This window comes from Paenibacillus sp. T2-29, from assembly GCF_052921365.1.
Genome location: NZ_JBREVE010000013.1, coordinates 48,403 through 65,425 on the forward strand (window position 1 = coordinate 48,403; position 17,023 = coordinate 65,425).

The 17,023-nt window shown below is 42.7% G+C and carries 17 protein-coding genes; 14 read left to right on the forward strand and 3 right to left on the reverse strand.

From position 1 onward, the window contains the following. The first annotated feature begins 68 nt into the window (after positions 1-68). Positions 69-929 carry an NmrA family NAD(P)-binding protein gene (locus tag ACU1JV_RS25045; protein ID WP_013371035.1) on the forward strand — a complete coding sequence of 287 codons (861 nt, stop codon included), beginning with the start codon at positions 69-71 and terminating at the stop codon, positions 927-929. Between the two features lie 13 nt (positions 930-942). Here ACU1JV_RS25045 and ACU1JV_RS25050 read toward each other — a convergent pair whose 3' ends face one another. The 3 genes from ACU1JV_RS25050 to ACU1JV_RS25060 all read right to left on the reverse strand — a co-directional run bounded on the left by ACU1JV_RS25050 (position 943) and on the right by ACU1JV_RS25060 (position 3,053). Continuing rightward, positions 943-2,133, reverse strand: coding sequence for an oxalate decarboxylase family bicupin (locus ACU1JV_RS25050; RefSeq protein ID WP_040101399.1), 1,191 nt, complete (start codon positions 2,131-2,133; stop codon positions 943-945). An 89-nt stretch (positions 2,134-2,222) separates the two neighbouring features. After that, a complete protein-coding gene (ybaK, locus tag ACU1JV_RS25055) occupies positions 2,223-2,702 on the reverse strand; it encodes a Cys-tRNA(Pro) deacylase (protein WP_025677847.1) in 480 nt (159 codons plus the stop codon). 15 nt (positions 2,703-2,717) lie between these two features. Continuing rightward, entirely contained in the window at positions 2,718-3,053 is a 336-nt protein-coding gene (locus tag ACU1JV_RS25060; protein WP_413986097.1) for a ribosomal protein L7/L12, read from the reverse strand. Between the two features lie 320 nt (positions 3,054-3,373). Between ACU1JV_RS25060 and ACU1JV_RS25065 the strand changes: the two genes are divergently transcribed. From ACU1JV_RS25065 to ACU1JV_RS25125, 13 genes are all read left to right on the forward strand, one after another. After that, entirely contained in the window at positions 3,374-4,282 is a 909-nt protein-coding gene (locus ACU1JV_RS25065; protein ID WP_013371039.1) for an ROK family protein, read from the forward strand. Between the two features lie 259 nt (positions 4,283-4,541). Further along, the gene (locus ACU1JV_RS25070; protein ID WP_025721091.1) at positions 4,542-5,957 is read left to right on the forward strand and encodes a glycoside hydrolase family 1 protein; all 1,416 of its coding nucleotides are present in this window, start codon (positions 4,542-4,544) and stop codon (positions 5,955-5,957) included. Between the two features lie 152 nt (positions 5,958-6,109). Continuing rightward, a complete protein-coding gene (locus ACU1JV_RS25075) occupies positions 6,110-6,328 on the forward strand; it encodes a maltose acetyltransferase domain-containing protein (protein ID WP_413986098.1) in 219 nt (72 codons plus the stop codon). A gap of 102 nt (positions 6,329-6,430) precedes the next feature. Beyond that, on the forward strand, positions 6,431-6,982 hold the full coding sequence (yfcE, locus tag ACU1JV_RS25080) for a phosphodiesterase (protein WP_413986099.1): 552 nt from the start codon (positions 6,431-6,433) through the stop codon (positions 6,980-6,982). A 118-nt stretch (positions 6,983-7,100) separates the two neighbouring features. After that, complete coding sequence (locus ACU1JV_RS25085) at positions 7,101-8,132, forward strand: agmatine deiminase family protein (RefSeq protein ID WP_413986100.1); 1,032 nt, start codon at positions 7,101-7,103, stop codon at positions 8,130-8,132. Positions 8,133-8,161: 29 nt separating this feature from the next. Further along, positions 8,162-9,037, forward strand: a complete 876-nt coding sequence (gene aguB / locus ACU1JV_RS25090) for an N-carbamoylputrescine amidase (protein WP_013371044.1) — start codon at positions 8,162-8,164, stop codon at positions 9,035-9,037. 139 nt (positions 9,038-9,176) lie between these two features. Beyond that, on the forward strand, positions 9,177-9,707 hold the full coding sequence (locus ACU1JV_RS25095; RefSeq protein WP_064963667.1) for a hypothetical protein: 531 nt from the start codon (positions 9,177-9,179) through the stop codon (positions 9,705-9,707). Between the two features lie 284 nt (positions 9,708-9,991). After that, the gene (locus tag ACU1JV_RS25100; RefSeq protein WP_413986101.1) at positions 9,992-12,013 is read left to right on the forward strand and encodes an oxidoreductase; all 2,022 of its coding nucleotides are present in this window, start codon (positions 9,992-9,994) and stop codon (positions 12,011-12,013) included. A gap of 184 nt (positions 12,014-12,197) precedes the next feature. Beyond that, the gene (locus tag ACU1JV_RS25105) at positions 12,198-13,115 is read left to right on the forward strand and encodes an aminoglycoside phosphotransferase family protein (RefSeq protein ID WP_413986102.1); all 918 of its coding nucleotides are present in this window, start codon (positions 12,198-12,200) and stop codon (positions 13,113-13,115) included. A gap of 255 nt (positions 13,116-13,370) precedes the next feature. Continuing rightward, positions 13,371-13,820 (forward strand): immunity 63 family protein, encoded by a 450-nt coding sequence (locus ACU1JV_RS25110; RefSeq protein WP_413986103.1) that lies wholly within the window; start codon positions 13,371-13,373, stop codon positions 13,818-13,820. 131 nt (positions 13,821-13,951) lie between these two features. Then, positions 13,952-14,935 carry an ABC transporter substrate-binding protein gene (locus tag ACU1JV_RS25115; protein WP_013371051.1) on the forward strand — a complete coding sequence of 328 codons (984 nt, stop codon included), beginning with the start codon at positions 13,952-13,954 and terminating at the stop codon, positions 14,933-14,935. A 33-nt stretch (positions 14,936-14,968) separates the two neighbouring features. After that, positions 14,969-15,994 carry a FecCD family ABC transporter permease gene (locus ACU1JV_RS25120; protein ID WP_413986104.1) on the forward strand — a complete coding sequence of 342 codons (1,026 nt, stop codon included), beginning with the start codon at positions 14,969-14,971 and terminating at the stop codon, positions 15,992-15,994. Next, positions 15,991-16,998 carry a FecCD family ABC transporter permease gene (locus ACU1JV_RS25125; protein WP_129549231.1) on the forward strand — a complete coding sequence of 336 codons (1,008 nt, stop codon included), beginning with the start codon at positions 15,991-15,993 and terminating at the stop codon, positions 16,996-16,998. The genes ACU1JV_RS25120 and ACU1JV_RS25125 overlap by 4 nt, the downstream gene beginning before the upstream one ends. Positions 16,999-17,023: the final 25 nt, after the last annotated feature.

Sequence of the window (17,023 nt, forward strand, 5' to 3'; positions counted from 1 at the left end):
AAAAGTCAATTCTCATAGGGATATAGAGATCTAGGCGAAAATAAAAATTAAAATAGGAGTTGAATTTCATGAAAGACAGAAATATAGCGTTGATTACAGGAGCAAACGGCAAAACAGGCAGCCGTGTAGCTGCCAGACTTATGCAACTTCAGTATCCGGTACGTTTGGCAGGGCGTACTAAACCTGGCAATTCGGAAGGGGCTGATTATGTATTTTTTGATTGGTATGATGAATCAACACATGCACAGGCGCTGATGAATGTAGGTAAAATTTATTTGGTAGTACCTGTGCTGGACGTCAATCCCGCCAAAGTGATGATTCCTTTTATTGAAAAAGCCTTGAGTGCCGGAGTGCAAAGATTTGTGCTGTTAGGGAGCGCATCTGTGCCTGAGGACGGACCAGTATTTGGACCTGTGCATCAAGCACTTCGTAGATTAGCTCCAGAGTGGGCTGTACTGCAGCCATCCTACTTTATGGAGAATTTCACAGAAGGCCAGCATGTGGGCACGATCAAAAACAACAAGGCCATTTATAGTGCAACCCGAAACGGGAGAATAGGCTTCGTAAGTGCAGATGACATTGCAGAAGTGGGAGTGAGGGCTCTTATTGACGATAAACCACACAACACGGCTCATGTCATCACTGGACCTCAATCACTAACATATGACGAAGTGGCTGAACTGATCGGGAAATCAACAGTCCAACCGATCCAGCATATCTCGTTGTCTGATGAAGAGTTGAAAGCGGGCATGGTTCACGCTGGAATGCCTGAGGAATATGCAGATATGCTGGCAGGATTAGATAGAAGGATACGTGAAAATGGAAGTGAAGACCAAGTGACCGATACCGTTAAGCTTGTCACTGGGCGCTGTCCGGTCTCATTTGAGCAGTTTGTTCTGAGCCACGGAAACAGCTGGAAGACATCATGACAAAGTGTTTCCTTTATTTCTTTTTAGGGTCATAAGAGTAACCAGGATACTTGACGACGGGCCATTTGACCTTTCGTAAATTAGAGATCACATCAGCGCCAACGTGTAAATTACTTTGAATCAGTTCTTTAGGCGTAAGAGCCATCCATTGATTTAAGGACACATCTGCAAAACGGTCACTTTTAAACATCTCAAGAAACCATAGTGTGCTAGAACCTGTATTTTGAATGTAATGACCGTAAGCAAAGGGCACATATCCAACATCCCCGGCTCTGAAATCAAATGTACGAGCTGCACCATTACCGCCAAAGACAGTCATCCGTCCTTGCCCGGCAAGATAGTATTGCCATTCGTCATTATTGGGGTGCCAATGCATTTCTCGCATGGCTCCAGGCTCAATCTCAACAAGGGCAGCTGCAATGGTTTTGGAAATCGGAAAATTGGAGGAGTCAACGATCCGTACGCTTCCGCCTGGTGTTTTGATCGGGGGCTGAGCTAGTAACTCATGCTTAAAGGATTGGGGCAACGTCCCGTAGGGAGAAGGAACCGCTTGACTTTGAATTGAACCGGGAACGGAGTCCTGATAGATGTACACTTGGTCTTGAGGAATCTCTGCAAAATCGGCTTCTGGAATCCCGAAATTTGCAGAGAGCACCTCTTTAGGTGTGTGTGCGAACCAATCCGAGATGGATAAGGTGTTCAGATCGGAGAAACTGCCATCGTCGAAAACCAGCAAAAATTCACAGCCTTCTTCAAGGCCCTGTATAGAATGCGGGATGCCAGGTGGAAAGTACCAGAGATCGCCAGGGCCTACATCAGCAATAAAATTACGTCCATCTTGGTCAACTGCCGTAATGCGAGCACTACCTAACAGCATATAAGACCATTCTGCCTGCTGATGCCAGTGAAGTTCGCGGACACCGCCCGGTGTCAAACTCATATTCACGCCGGCAAGAGTTGTGGCAATGGGTAATTCCCTTACTGTAACTTCTCTTGACCATCCACCATGATTAAGCTGCATATGGGCGTCTGAAAAAGAAAACCTCATATTCGGTATGAGACCATTGTCCGTTACGGGAGGAACCAGCATATCTGGATTTTGTAAATCCCTCATCACATCACGTGGACCCTTGTCAATCCCCCCTGCGCCATCACTTCTTATGGGCTGGGGGATTCCGACTTTTTTCGAGCAATCATTATGCATTATTTGATCTTCCTCTCCAAGTTGAAGCATGATGAAGCATAGGATTAAGAGAAAATACGCATAAAGATTTTATGAGGACGTGATGAGTTTTATGCCGTGTGCGTTAGATCTGTAAACTGTGCTTGAATGATTTGGGCTAAATCATGCGGACTCAGCTCCACTTGGGTTCCAATTTTCCCAGCGCTTACGACGATCGTTTCCAGCTCAACTGCAGGCTGGTCGATATAAGTGGGATAGATCTTTTTCATCCCTATGGGAGAGCAGCCGCCGCGAATATATCCCGTATGCTTTTGCAGATCCTTAACTGGAAGCATTTCAATTTTCTTCTCTCCCGCAGATTTAGCAGCCTTTTTGAGATCGAGCTCTTTATGTACAGGAATGACAAAAACAAACAGATTTTGTTTGCTATGTGCAACCAAGGTTTTGAAAACTGATTCCGGTGCTCTTTGGATCTTTTCGGCTACGTTCATACCGTCTATTTTTCCATCTTGATGGTCATAACTCAAAATATTGTAGTGGATGTGTTGCCCGTCCAATATACGCATAGCGTTTGTTTTACTGATACTCATTTTAATTCTTCCTTTCTAGCGTTTTTCCAAGTGATCTACATAATCTTTTGCATCCTTAAGTGAAAGATTCTTAGCGGTTCTTAACTCTTTTATGGCTTTAATCTTATTTCCTTCCCTGATTAGTAGAAGCAGCCTTTCATTGATTTCTTCGGAAGCTTCTGCGTGTTGGATATGTGGAGCAGGAGGAGCGATTGTATTTGACATCGAGGTTCCCGTTAGTCCCGAACGATTCTCAAGACGCTCCACATCGGATTTCAAGTCATTAAGCCGAGATTGAAGGCGGTAAACCTTGAACAAAAGTATGACGGAGAGGATCAATGCAATGATTGCTACATATTCACTAGTTGCCAATAGAATCTCCCTTTTCTTGTTAGTTTTATCACTAAATTTTTGTCCCTTAAACATAGTATATCATGATGATTGACTAATCGAATTGAGAATCATATTCTTTGCGTACGGGTAGTGCAAATTGACTTATTGCAGACCGAGCGTTATATTACAGCTTATTATTAAGCTTTTTATAATCACTTCAAAAGGAGTGTATTCAAATACAACCAGTTTCCAATAATACCATTCGGGTCAAACACATTAATGTAGAGCTAGTTAAAAACACACTGAAATCCAAGGAATATGCAACCAAGTCGTCTATAGCCAGTATTACAGGACTTAGTGTGGCAACCTGCGGAAATATTCTAAATGAGCTTCTTCAAACCGGAGAAGTATTAGAGATGGAATTGGAAGAATCGAACGGTGGGCGTCCGGCTAGACGTTACAAATATAACGCTGATTATTCCTATATTATTTGTTTAACTGTGAAAACGGAAGGCGGAGTAGATTCTCTTACTTATGCTGTTGCCAATATGCTTGGCGATATTATTGCAGAGAACACATCCGTTGTGCCTCATATTGATTATGAAGTAATAGATCACCAAATTGAAGAGCTGATTAACAACTACGAAAACGTTAAAGCGATTGGTATTGGCATCCCGGGGGTTGTTCATCAAGGGGTTATTGATGTCTGCGATCTTGATCTGCTGATAGGAGTCCCTGTAGGACCACGCCTTCAAGATAAATACGGGGTAGAAGTCACCATTGAAAATGATATGCATCTGACCGTCTATGGATTTTATAACATGCAAAATTATGATGAGGACAAAACCTTCGCTATTGTTACGTTTCCCAAGGATAATTTTCCGGGAGCGGGTTTTATTGTCGATGGACATTTGTTAAAAGGAAATACCAAATTTGCCGGGGAAGTTTCCTTTTTACCCTTTGGCATAACGAGAGAGGAACAGCTTAAACAGTTAAATAGCACACAGGAATTTGTTTTTTTGGCGATCAAAACGATAACATCCATTATTGCGATTATAGACCCTGTATCGATCGCTTTGACAGGAGAGTTATCTAAGCCAGCACTGCTGGATGATATTTATAACGGCTGTCTAAAGGATGTACCCAAAGAACATATGCCTGAGATTTTTGTGAAAAACGATACGCACGATGAATACATGTATGGGTTGATTTCAGTTACCCTTGAAAGCCTGACCTACAATTTGCAATTGGTGGAAAAAAGAAAATAGAGACCATTTTATAGAAGAAGGGCTCACCCAAGTTACAATTGGTAATTAACGGATGGATGGGTGGGGACGTTGTTATAAATAGGGAAGTATGTATTGGAGATAATACGATTATAGACTCTGCAAGTTTTTAAAATAATACTTGACATGAAACGCGTTACAAACCTTAAGATTCAATTAGAAGTACTTTATAAACATTAGCGTAGAGGTAACGTGTTTATGTCCTAGTTAATGAAAAAACATCAGCAAAGGCGGAGAAAATATGAGTACACAGTTTCCAAAAGATTTCCTGTGGGGTGGAGCAGTTGCTGCTAATCAGCTCGAAGGTGCTTATCAAGAAGACGGAAAAGGCTGGTCCATCCAGGATGTAACTCCTCGGGGTGGTTGGGGGCCGGTTACGGATGTACCAACTGAAGATAATATGAAGTTGATCGGTATTGATTTTTACCATCATTATAAAGAAGATATCAAACTTTTTGCGGAAATGGGCTTTAAAGTGTTCCGTACTTCCATTGCTTGGTCACGTATTTTCCCTAAAGGTGACGAACTTGAGCCTAATGAAAAAGGCTTGCAATTTTATGATGATTTGTTTGATGAACTTCATAAATATGGTATTGAGCCACTCGTTACATTATCTCACTATGAAACACCTTTACATTTGTCCAGAGAATACGATGGTTGGGTGAACCGTAAGCTTGTTGATTTCTATGAGCGCTATGCAACAACTGTATTTAATCGCTACAAAGATAAAGTTAAATACTGGTTGACGTTCAATGAAATCAACTCCATTCTTGAAGCACCATTCATGAGTGGCGGGATTAGCACACCAAAGGATCAACTTAGTGAACAAGACCTTTATCAAGCTATTCACCATGAGCTGGTAGCGAGTGCAAGAGCAGTAAAAATCGGTCATCAGATTAACCCTGATTTCAAAATTGGTTGTATGGTACTGAGTATGCCTACTTATCCGCTGACACCTAATCCAGACGATGTGATTGCAGCAATGGAATTTGATCACAGAAACATGGCATTTGCCGATATTCATGCAAGAGGTCAGTATCCAGGTTACATGAAACGTTTCTTCAAAGAAAACGGAATCTCTATTCATTTTGAGCCAGGTGATGCTGAAGATCTGAAGCATACGGTTGATTTTATCTCGTTCAGCTATTATATGAGTACTTGTGAGACGGCTGACGAAGCTAAAAAAGTCAAAGGTGAAGGTAACATCCTCGGTGGGGTTAGCAATCCGCATCTCGAGGCAAGTGAGTGGGGCTGGCAAATTGATCCGCAAGGTCTGCGCTATGTGCTGAATACATTTTATGATCGCTTCCAAAAACCACTGTTCATCGTTGAAAATGGTCTGGGCGCTGTGGACGAGCTTATCACCAATGAAAAAGGTGAAAAAACGGTTGAAGATGACTACCGGATCAACTATCTGAATGATCATTTGGTTCAAGTTGGGGAAGCGATTGAAGATGGAGTAGAGGTTCTGGGCTATACATCTTGGGGCTGTATTGATCTTGTCAGCGCGTCGACTGCTCAGCTCAAAAAACGTTATGGCTACATTTACGTAGATCGTCATGATGATGGCAGCGGTACACTTGAAAGATATCCGAAGAAATCGTTCCACTGGTACAAAGAAGTTATTGCTACGAACGGTGAAAGCTTGAAGCGTTAATTTATAATATAATTAAATTAAGTTGTAAAATATAATGATGGTTTTACGTGGCGACCGCTTCTGCTTTATTACGGGGGAAGCGGTCGCTAATTTTTTTCATGAGCGTCATTTACGACAAGTATCTAGCTACATAAACGGAGTGCGGACAAGCTATGACAGAAAAAGAAAAATCACAATTAGGGCTCCTATACAATGCTAATTATGATGAAGAATTGATTGAGGAACGTTTATACGCCAAAGGTCTCTGCTACGAGTACAATCAGCTCCATCCTAGAAATATTGAAGAACGAGAAGCACTCATCAAAACTTTATTAGGAAAGACAACCGACAGATTCTTGATTGAGCAACCTTTTGTGTGTGACTATGGGTAAAGAAACATTTTAGCACAGATTTGTTCAGGGAATAGTGTAATAATGAACGTAAGAGGAACATTTCTAAATTACAATGGTCTATTCAGAAAGGAAGGAAAAAATATGAAATTAATGTTTATATCAGATATTCACGGTTCGCTGTACTGGTTGCAATTAGCACTGGAAAAATTCAAGGAGGAGAAAGCTGACCGTATTGTCTTGCTTGGAGATTATATGTACCATGGACCGCGTAATCCGTTACCGGAAGGATATAACCCGGCGGAAGTGGCTGCTATGCTGAACCAATACAAATCCCACATTGCAGTGGCGGTGCGCGGGAATTGCGATGCAGAAGTGGATCAGATGTTGCTAGAGTTTCCAATGATGGGTGACTATGCTTTGCTGTATCATGAAGGACGGCGAATCTTTGTCACGCACGGACATGGTTTTAGTATCGGAAATTTGCCGCCACTGGAAGCAGGGGATGTGTTCATCCAGGGACACACTCATATTCCGGTAGCAGATGTGGAAAATGGGGTCTTTGTACTGAACCCTGGTTCGATCGCATTGCCAAAAGAAAACTACCCATCCTCTTATGGTGTGCTGGAGGGAGCACAATTTACTGTGAAGGATTTTGATGGCAGTACAGTAAAAACAATCACCTTTTCAAAGTAATTTTCTTTAAATTACAATGTGAATTATTAAAACTTTTCCGCTTCGATTGAGACAAAGATCATATTATTGTATGATAGGAGCGGAGTCTACATTTTGAAAAGAAAGAGAGCTTCAATACATGCAAATTAAGGATTCACATTATAAGATGCCGCCTGAATGGGCGCCACATGAACGTACGTATATTTCCTGGCCTGTACAATCTTCAATGGTTTACCCGGAGATGCATGCCGAGGTATGTAAGGGTTATGCCGAAATTATAAGTGCCATGGCGGAATTTGAACCAGTTACCGTAGTCGTAAATCCAGATGATCTGGAGAGCGTTAAAGCGCTTGAACTTGGGGAACGGGTAGAACTGCTGCCGATAGAGCATAGCGATGCGTGGTTGCGTGACAACGGTCCAACTTTTCTGACAGACGAACATGGTCAGTTGGCAGGTGTAAACTGGAAGTTTAATGCCTGGGGCGGCAAATATGCTCCATGGGATCTGGATGACCAGGTTGCGCCGCAAATTCTGGACCAACTTGGAGTTCCACGGTTAGATGCACCACTAGTAATGGAAGGCGGTTCACTGCACGTAGACGGCGAAGGCACCCTGATTACAACCGAAGAGTGCTTGCTTAATCCCAATCGCAATCCGGAACTAAGCAGAGAAGAAATAGAACGGTACGTATGCGAATATACAGGTGCCGAGAAAATTATATGGCTAAAACGTGGACTCAGTGGCGACGAAACGGATGGTCATGTGGACAATATTGCTTGCTTTGCTGCTCCGGGCAAGGTCATTATGCAAGTATGTGATGATCCTGAGGATGAAAATTACGAAATCACGCAGGAAAATCTACGCATCTTAGAGCAAGCAACGGATGCCAAAGGTCGTAAGCTGGAAGTGATTCAGATCGGCCAACCTCCGCGTGTGGATTATGAAGACAGCCGACTGACACTGAGCTATATTAACTTCTACTTTGTGAATGGCGGCATTATTTTGCCAGTGTTTGGCGGAACTGCCGCTGAGAGCGATCTTGCAGCCCAGCAAGTACTAGCAAAAGTATTTCCGAATCGCAAGATCCGCACTGTAGATGGTATGGCAGTTATCCGTGAAGGCGGTAACGTACACTGTACAACCCAGCAGATGCCTGCTGTAAAGCGTTAAACGATACAACATTCATAAGGAGGACTAAGGTGAGAAAAGTAAAAGTGGCAGCAACTCAAATGAGCTGTTCTACCAATATTGAAGAAAATATCAGCAAAGCAGAGAAACTGGTACGTGAAGCGGCAGCCCAAGGCGCGCAAATTATTTTGCTGCAGGAATTGTTCGAAACTCCGTACTTCTGCCAGAAGGAAAAGTCTGACTATTATGTATATGCAACTGAGCTGGAGCACAACAAAGCGGTTAATCATTTCAAGAAGATTGCCAAAGAATTGCAGGTTGTGCTGCCAATCAGCTTTTACGAAAAGAAAAACTATGCTCGTTACAACAGTCTTGCTGTCATTGATGCAGACGGTGAAGTGTTGGGTAAATACCGTAAAAGCCACATTCCGGACGGTCCTGGGTATGAGGAAAAGTTTTATTTTAATCCGGGCGATACTGGGTTTAAAGTGTGGAATACACGTTATGCCAAAATTGGGGTAGGCGTATGCTGGGATCAATGGTATCCCGAGGCGGCCCGCTGTATGGCGCTTATGGGCGCAGAGATTTTGTTCTATCCGACAGCGATTGGTTCTGAGCCACAGGATTCTTCCATTGACTCCAAGGACCACTGGCAGACCTGCATGCTAGGTCATGCAGCATCCAATCTGATTCCAGTCATTGCTTCCAACCGCATCGGAATGGAAACAGATGAAGAATCCAGTATCAATTTCTACGGCTCATCATTTATCGCCGGACCTCAGGGGAACAAAATCACAGAAGCGAGTCGTACTGATGAAGAAGTGCTTACTGCTGAATTTGATCTGGACGAGCTCGAAGTAGGGCGGATCGAATGGGGCATTTTCCGTGACCGGCGTCCCGAACTATACAAAATGATTGCTACCTATGATGGTGATCTAAAAGTATAATCTGTATACAGATAGGTATATTTCCCTTGCCGTCAAGCCGTGATGTTTCTTTTCTGAACTCACACGGCTTTTCGAGCAAGGGATTTTTGGTTTCTAAATGGAATACATCTTGTGATAAATAGGAGGAAGGAGAATAGCAATGAGGCATAAGCGGATAGACCAAACGTTCACACACTTACAAACTTCGGCCGAAGAAGATCAAGAGTGGGGAGACTCGCGTGCAAGAGATATGGCTATTTTGGGCTTGTGGGACGAGTACACGCTATCTGCGCAGCGTTTATGTGAACGAATGGCTACCGTAACCCGTCAAATCAGACCTTCGGAGTACGAGACGTTCCCAACTCAGTTTGAATGGCTGGAACAAAAAGAAACAGACTTGATTATTGATGGAATATGGTCAGCTGATTTACATGGTGATCATTGTCTGTTTGTGAATATTGGGGAGCATCACCCAGAATGGCATACATCGATTGAAGCTTATATTTATGATACGCAGGTGATAGACGAAGGATTTTTCCTTCAATATTTGAACACTTCTCCTAAAGCCACTGCCTACGCAACTTCATTCAGAAACAATGGATATGCTACAATGTGTGAACTACTGGACAGATATGTCAGGGAAGGGAAATTGGAGCGTAGACCCTTCGGCTTCAAAAGAACGAATGCGTAGGTGAATAATGAATAAAAGTATGATTTTGGTTTGAGTCAAAAGGAACATTTCTCAAAGGATTGTTCCTTTTTTTATGTAGGACTATATTTCATCTATAGACTGAAACTATGATTCAGTACATAAAATAGCATTAGAATTTATAGATTGAATGATATAAAATCAATTCATAAGGAATGATCGCACTCAATAAAACTTCGATATCCTTTAAAGTGAAAAAAATCACATATAAAATTATTTAATGAAACTTGAAAATGAAATTTGCAAACCTGCAAGGAGGAAGAACTATGAACCACTATCCTGCGATATTTGAACCTCTGACCATACGGCGCATGACCTTGAAGAATCGGATTGTAATGCCCCCAATGGGAACCAACTTTGCTGCCATGGATGGAAGCTTTGTTCAGGATCATATTGACTATTACGTGCAACGGGCTAAAGGGGGTACTGGCCTGATCACAGTAGAAAATGTTTGTCTGGATTTCCCCATGGGTACGAACGGGACAACTCAGCTACGGATGGATAATGATCAGTTTATTCCTGGACTGTTTAGATTAACAGAAGCCCTGCACTCTTATGGGGCATGTGTTTCTGTACAAATTAACCATGCCGGTGCTTCGGCTTATGCGGGACGACTGAACGGAGTTCAGCCCGTATCCGCTTCGAATATTCCTTCTAAAAAGGGTGGAGCGATCCCAAGACCTCTGCAAAAAGAAGAAATTTATGCCATTGTGCGTAAATACGGCGAAGCAGCGGGAAGAGCGCAACGAGCTGGGTTTGACTGTGTTGAAATTCACGCAGGACATTCCTACTTGCTGAGCCAGTTTCTTTCGCCAGTGTATAATAAACGTACGGATAAATTTGGAGGCAGCGCAGAAAACCGTACTCGTTTTGCCAGATTAGTCATTGATGAAATTCGTTCAGTGGTGGGCCCATTTTTCCCCATTTGCTTACGTTTTAGTGCGGAGGAGTTCACAGAAGGTGGGAACACCTTGGAAGATACACTGGAGTTACTGGAGTATCTCAATGATGAGATAGATATTTTGAACGTTTCCGCAGCTCTAAATGATTCCATCCAGTTCCAGATTGACGGGATGAACCTGCCTGATGGTTGGCGCTCATATATGGCCAAAGCGGTAAAAGAAAAATTCGGAAAGGTCACGATGACCTCGGGTAATATACGGAGCCCACAAGCTGCTCAGGATATTTTGGCAAGAGGTGACGCTGATCTTCTGGCAATGGGCAGAGGCTTGATCGCAGAACCGAACTGGGTGCTTAAAGTGCAAAACGGCTACGAGCATTTGCTTAGAAAATGCATCTCCTGCAACATTGGTTGTGCCGATCACCGTATCTCCAAAAGTAAACCAATTTGCTGTACGGTTAATCCGGATCTGTTCAAGGAAGCTGAATACAGGAAACAACGAGTTAGAAACAGTGTTCAAGTCGTTGTGATCGGTGGGGGCACGGCGGGGATGGAAGCGGCCTGTACAGCGGCTGAGGTAGGCTGCAAAGTAACTCTCTTCGAAGAAAAGCCAGAACTGGGTGGCCTCGCGCGTGATATTGCTCGCTTACCAGACAAAACGCGCATCAATGATTTCCCAGATTATCTGATTCAGCGCACCAAGCAGTTAACCAATCTGAACATTGTCACGGGTACAAGAGCAGATATGTCGATGATTAGTGCTCTGAATCCTGATATTATTGTCAATGCAACTGGGGCCAAGCCACTGCTTCCACCCATTGCAGGTTTGCACGATCAACTAGGCAAACCGGATACAAAAGTATTTTCCATCTTTGACCTGTTGAACAACATGGAGAACTTTCAAGAGTTTGAAGGCAAACGTATTGCTGTAGTGGGTGGTGGAGCCGTGGGACTGGATGTTGTAGAATATTATGCGGAACGCGGGGCTCAAAAAGTTTTTATCATTGAGATGATGCCTTTATTGGGCAAGGATCTGGATATGATTACCCGCATTTCAATGATGAAAATGGTGGAGGAAAGGGGAGTAAATGTCCATACAGAGACGGCTTTGACAGAAGTGTGCAGCGACCGCTTCAAAGTAAAGCATGGAGAACAGGAGTTTGAGATTCCTTTTGATCTAGGGTTCGTATGTTTGGGTATGCGTTCATACACTCCACTGATGGATAGCTTGCTTCAATATGGAAAAGAGCATCAGGTAGAAGTTGTAAATATCGGAGACAGCAAACAAGCGCGTCGTATTATTGATGGCACCCGTGAAGGTCGGAATATTTTGAAAACCATTCAACGGGTAGACGAATTTAAAAATGAGTTCTCCTATTCTTACTAAATTGAGGGTATAGGTGATAGGTATTTATGACCAACAACTCACTTTATATTCAGGTTGAAGAGACAGTTTGTCTTTTCAGCCTTTTTTATTTGCATTTATGCTGGCAAGAAGATTGATTCCTTTGTCATTTTAAAGGTAAACTATGGAAGGTATAACAAGGCTATTAGCGTGGGGGGATGCGAGCGTGAGTCAATTTTTGAGTGAAATTCCAGGTGCCAGCGCATGGAGGAACGTGCAAGAAATTCATAAAGGATGGTCCAGTGACAGCAAATATTTTATTCAAACCACTGACGGTAGAGATTTGCTGCTGAGAATTTCGAATATCACCCAATATGACAAGAAACAGCGAGAATTTGAATCCGTAAAAAAGCTGGATCATATAGATAATGTTCTAATGTCCCGTCCGCTTGGTTTTGGATTGTGCAACAACGGACAGTCGGTATACTCTTTATTTACCTGGGTCAACGGGGAGGATGCTGAAGGAATTATCCCCTCATTAAATGCAGAACAGCAGTATCAGCTTGGAGTTCAAGCTGGAAAGGTATTAGCTAAGTGGCATAAGATTTACGCGGAGCAAGATCGCGTCCCATGGGCTGAACATTATAATGCCAAAATCAACAGATATATCAGAAACTATAAGTCATGCGGTATTGCTTTAAAAGGAGCAGATCAAACGATAAGTTTTATTGAGCAAAACCGTCATCTATTAGAAAATCGCCCCCAGACATTTCAGCACGGGGATTATCATGTGGGCAATATGGTGATTACCTCATCTGGTGAACTGGGTATCATTGATTTTAATAGACTGGATTATGGCGATCCCTGGGAGGAATTCAATCGTATCACCTGGTGTGCGGGATTAAGCCCATTATTTGCTTCTGGTCGTATTCACGGTTATTTCAATAACGATGTGCCGGATTTATTTTTTAGGTTAATGGCACTGTATATTGCAAGCAATCAGATTTCATCGATTCACTGGGCCATTCCATTTGGAAAAGAAGAGGTAGACGATATGGTGCAACGAGCTGAAGAGGTTTTGGAGGGGTATGATTACTTTCAAACGGTTATACCAAAATGGTATCTACCTCGTTCACCTGAGTAGTAAAATGTGAAGACCGCCGCTCCTGAGAGTGACGGTCTATTTATAGTGTTTTATGATTGTTTCTTAATCTTATAGGTGAATTCCCAAACGGCCAGTTTGAAATATTGAGGAGAATCTCCTCTATTCTATTTATCGATTGCAGCCAAAAGAATTGTTAATGGTTGGTAAAAAAATAGTTTAGTATTTTATTGCATCACTTATGACCTAATATGATTATGACCTGAATTTTATTAGAGAAAAGGATGGGGAAATCTGATGAAAAAAATATACAGAGAACAAGAAATCATAGATATGACCATTAAGCTGCTCGAACAAACTTCGATGTACGAAGAACAATATGAGCAATATGTAAGACGACCTTTTCGTACGGATTTTTATGATGATCTGAGTCCGTATGTGAAAGTTGGCAAACAGGGGTATACGCTACAGATGTATGAAAGAGGCCTACAGATGCTGAATAAGCTTACTCAAGATGTAGAGGATGTGATGTATTGGATCATCGAAGATACAATTCATATCATTGCTCATCTAAATCTGCTTCGCAAATATAAAGTAGATAACCAAAATACTCATCTAAAATATACCAAGGAGATCATGAAGGAGCTGACAACAGCAATGAATAACGCATTTTATGAAATTGGAGGAATCTATCAGGAATGGCATGAAGCGAATAGAAGGGCAACGTTGGAAAACCCATTAAAGTAAATAAAACTTAAAGAAACAGTTGACAATCATGAAGCAGAAATTTACAATTTTATATTAGTGATAATGATTATCAATATCACTAATTTTAAGTATGCTCTGCAATTACTATATTTCAAAGGAGAATTTATAACATGCATCATATGATGAGCAAGAAATCTTACATGATTTTATGTGCATTATTCGTAATGATCTTCGTTATTTCAGGATGTGGAAATGCTGGCAGTTCCTCAGATTCATCTGCTCAACCTGCCTCTTCCACGAAAGAAGAGGCAGGCGGTGAGTCTGCTACACGTACAGTCTCTACGATAAAAGGAGATGTAAAGGTGCCCGCTAATCCCCAACGAGTAGTGGTCAACTGGTATATTGGCGATGTATTCACGCTGGGAATCAAGCCGGCAGCGGTATTTGGTTGGAAACAAGAAACTATGCCTTTTTACGATAAGTTTAATGGGATTCCTGTTATTGAAAAGTGGGAGACCGAGGAAATTATGAAATACGATCCTGATCTCATCATTACATATGACACAAAGGATTATGATAAGTTGTCCAAAATTGCGCCTGTTCTTGTAATACCTGAGGGTAAAATGACATCTGTGGAACGGTTGAAATTCCTTGGTCAGGCCACAGGACATGAAGCAGAAGCGGATAAAGTGATTTCACAGTTTGAAAGCAAGCTGAGTGAGGCCAAAGAAAAACTTAATTCCGATATATTCAAGGACAAAACATTTAGCATTTTCGAGGACTGGGGCAGTGGATCCTACGGAATATATTATGAAACAGGCTCACGGGGAGGAACGTTGCTTTACGATTTTCTAGGACTTCACAAACCGGAAAAGCTCAATACATTGATTAAAAATTCCGGAGAGAGACGAGGTTCTTTATCCTATGAGGTAGCTGCTGAATACTTTGGGGATTATGTCCTGTGGTTTAAGCAGGAAGGCAAAGAATCCGAATATGCGAAGACCAAAATCTGGAGCAGTATTCCAGCCGTCAAAAATGGGCACATTATCGAAATTCCAGCGAAATATGCAGGACTTTTCTATTATTCAGACGTTGCTAGTATGACAGGACAGCTAGATTATATTATTGGAAAATTACTGGAACAGACGAAGTAACGATGCATAATTGACCAACTAAGGGTGTAATCGATGTCTACTCACAAAGAGCGAAATAAAAAAGGAATATTTCATTTTGTAAGCTACATGATCGCGGGCTTGTTCCTGCTCTTGGTAGTTTCCGCAGCATCCATCACCTTTGGTGCTGCGGAGATGAGCTTGAAGCTGGCGTGGGGGGCTGTATTTCAATTTGATCCCAATATTACGGAACACCAAATCATTCATACTTTGCGTTTTCCACGCACTGTGGCAGACATTATTGTAGGGTGCAGCTTGGCTGTGTGCGGGGCTATTATGCAGGGAACCACTCGCAATCCATTGGCCGACTCGGGACTCATCGGTATAAGCTCAGGCTCGACATTTGCTATTGCGCTATGTATGGCCTTTTTACCAGGTCGCACCTACGGAGAGACCATGCTGTATTCTGGTTTAGGTGCAGCCATCACGACAGGAATTACGTACTACATCGCATCTATAGGCAAGCGGGGAATGACGCCTCAGCGCTTAGTGCTAGCAGGAATGTCCATTTCCATGCTCTTTGGTGCGTTTAGCACTTTTCTTGCTATTAAGTATGAGATTGGTCAAGCGCTTGATTATTGGTCTGCTGGTGGTACTGCTAGTGCCAAGTGGAGTGAACTGGCTTTCATTTCACCACTATTTGTAGTGGGCTTGGTCTGTGCTATCGCCCTTTCTCCCTCCATTACGATCTTGAGCTTTGGAGAGGAGGTGGCGTCAGGCTTGGGAATTCGTGCGAATAGAATTAAGCTATTTTCAACCCTAATCGTATTAATTCTAACGGGGCTATCGGTTATTGTTGTCGGTCCTGTTGGCTTTGTAGGTTTGATCGTGCCACATATTATGCGATATCTGGTCGGTACAGATTATCGATATATTATTCCCGCCTCAGCGCTGTATGGCGCAGTCTTTCTACTGGCAGCAGATTTGCTGGGTCGAATGATTAATCGCCCTCACGAAACGCCGCTGGGCATTATTTTTGCTTTGGTCGGAGTACCCTATTTTCTCTACCTTGTGCGCAAGCAAAGGAGGGAGTTTAGTTGAAACTGTCCCGCAATAGCAGGGGTATAAGCATTATTTTACTGTTAACCATGTTGACACTACTGGTTGCTGTACTTAGCATGAATGTCGGGAAAATGAATCTGTCCCCACTCGAAGTTTTCAAGGTCATCATCGGCGAAGGAACGAATAAGCAGAACCTGATCGTATTTGAATTTCGACTGCCACGTATTGTGCTTTCCGTATTAGTGGGTATTGGCATGGGGATATCGGGTTGTATTATGCAAAGCCTGCTCAAAAACGACATGGCCAGTCCGGGGACACTAGGCATCAGTTCAGGCTCAGGGTTATTTGTGCTTTTGTATATTACGCTGTTCGCTAGTGAGGGATTACTATCGCCTATTATTCTTCCAGGGCTGGCTTTTGCAGGCGGACTAACGGCAGCTTTCTTGATTTTTATGTTTGCTTTCAGGCGGGGAAGAGACATTTCGCCTACAGGCCTAATTTTAACGGGTGTTGCTATGGGGAGTGGATACAGCGCATTGTCGCTGATACTGACGCTCCGATTAGACAAGCAACAGTATGATTTTGCTCTGCGTTGGCAGGCTGGAGACCTGTGGGGGGACGACTGGAGCTATATAATGGTGTTGCTCCCCTGGGTGCTGATTATCTGCCTTTACGTTTTTTACAGGTCTAACACACTCAATACGCTGAATTTGGGAAATCAGACAGCATCGGGGCTCGGCGTAGCCATTAAAAGGGAATTTATCGGCTTGACGATCGCAGCAGTGGCTCTGGCTTCTGGTAGCGTGGCACTTGGTGGGAATTTCTTTTTTGTGGGGATGGTTAGTCCCCATCTGGCTCGCAGGCTGGTAGGTCCCAATCATAAGCTACTATTACCTACCACTGCATTGGTTGGTGCACTGGTCATATTAATTGCTGACACACTTACACGGACAATCAGTTTTGGTGCTGATATTCCAACCGGAATCATAATTACTATCCTGGTTACCCCTTATTTCCTCTATTTGTTGTCAAAGGCCAATTAAATGTAGATCAATGAAAGACCCTAAC

Bases quoted from the DNA above. Each gene is read 5' to 3' on its own strand.
- ACU1JV_RS25045 (WP_013371035.1), top strand. From the start codon at position 69: ATGAAAGACAGAAATATAGCGTTGATTACAGGAGCAAACGGCAAAACA.
- ACU1JV_RS25050 (WP_040101399.1), bottom strand. From the start codon at position 2,133: ATGCATAATGATTGCTCGAAAAAAGTCGGAATCCCCCAGCCCATAAGA.
- ybaK (WP_025677847.1), bottom strand. From the start codon at position 2,702: ATGAGTATCAGTAAAACAAACGCTATGCGTATATTGGACGGGCAACAC.
- ACU1JV_RS25070 (WP_025721091.1), top strand. From the start codon at position 4,542: ATGAGTACACAGTTTCCAAAAGATTTCCTGTGGGGTGGAGCAGTTGCT.
- ACU1JV_RS25075 (WP_413986098.1), top strand. From the start codon at position 6,110: ATGACAGAAAAAGAAAAATCACAATTAGGGCTCCTATACAATGCTAAT.
- yfcE (WP_413986099.1), top strand. From the start codon at position 6,431: ATGAAATTAATGTTTATATCAGATATTCACGGTTCGCTGTACTGGTTG.
- ACU1JV_RS25085 (WP_413986100.1), top strand. From the start codon at position 7,101: ATGCAAATTAAGGATTCACATTATAAGATGCCGCCTGAATGGGCGCCA.
- ACU1JV_RS25095 (WP_064963667.1), top strand. From the start codon at position 9,177: ATGAGGCATAAGCGGATAGACCAAACGTTCACACACTTACAAACTTCG.
- ACU1JV_RS25100 (WP_413986101.1), top strand. From the start codon at position 9,992: ATGAACCACTATCCTGCGATATTTGAACCTCTGACCATACGGCGCATG.
- ACU1JV_RS25110 (WP_413986103.1), top strand. From the start codon at position 13,371: ATGAAAAAAATATACAGAGAACAAGAAATCATAGATATGACCATTAAG.
- ACU1JV_RS25115 (WP_013371051.1), top strand. From the start codon at position 13,952: ATGCATCATATGATGAGCAAGAAATCTTACATGATTTTATGTGCATTA.
- ACU1JV_RS25120 (WP_413986104.1), top strand. From the start codon at position 14,969: ATGTCTACTCACAAAGAGCGAAATAAAAAAGGAATATTTCATTTTGTA.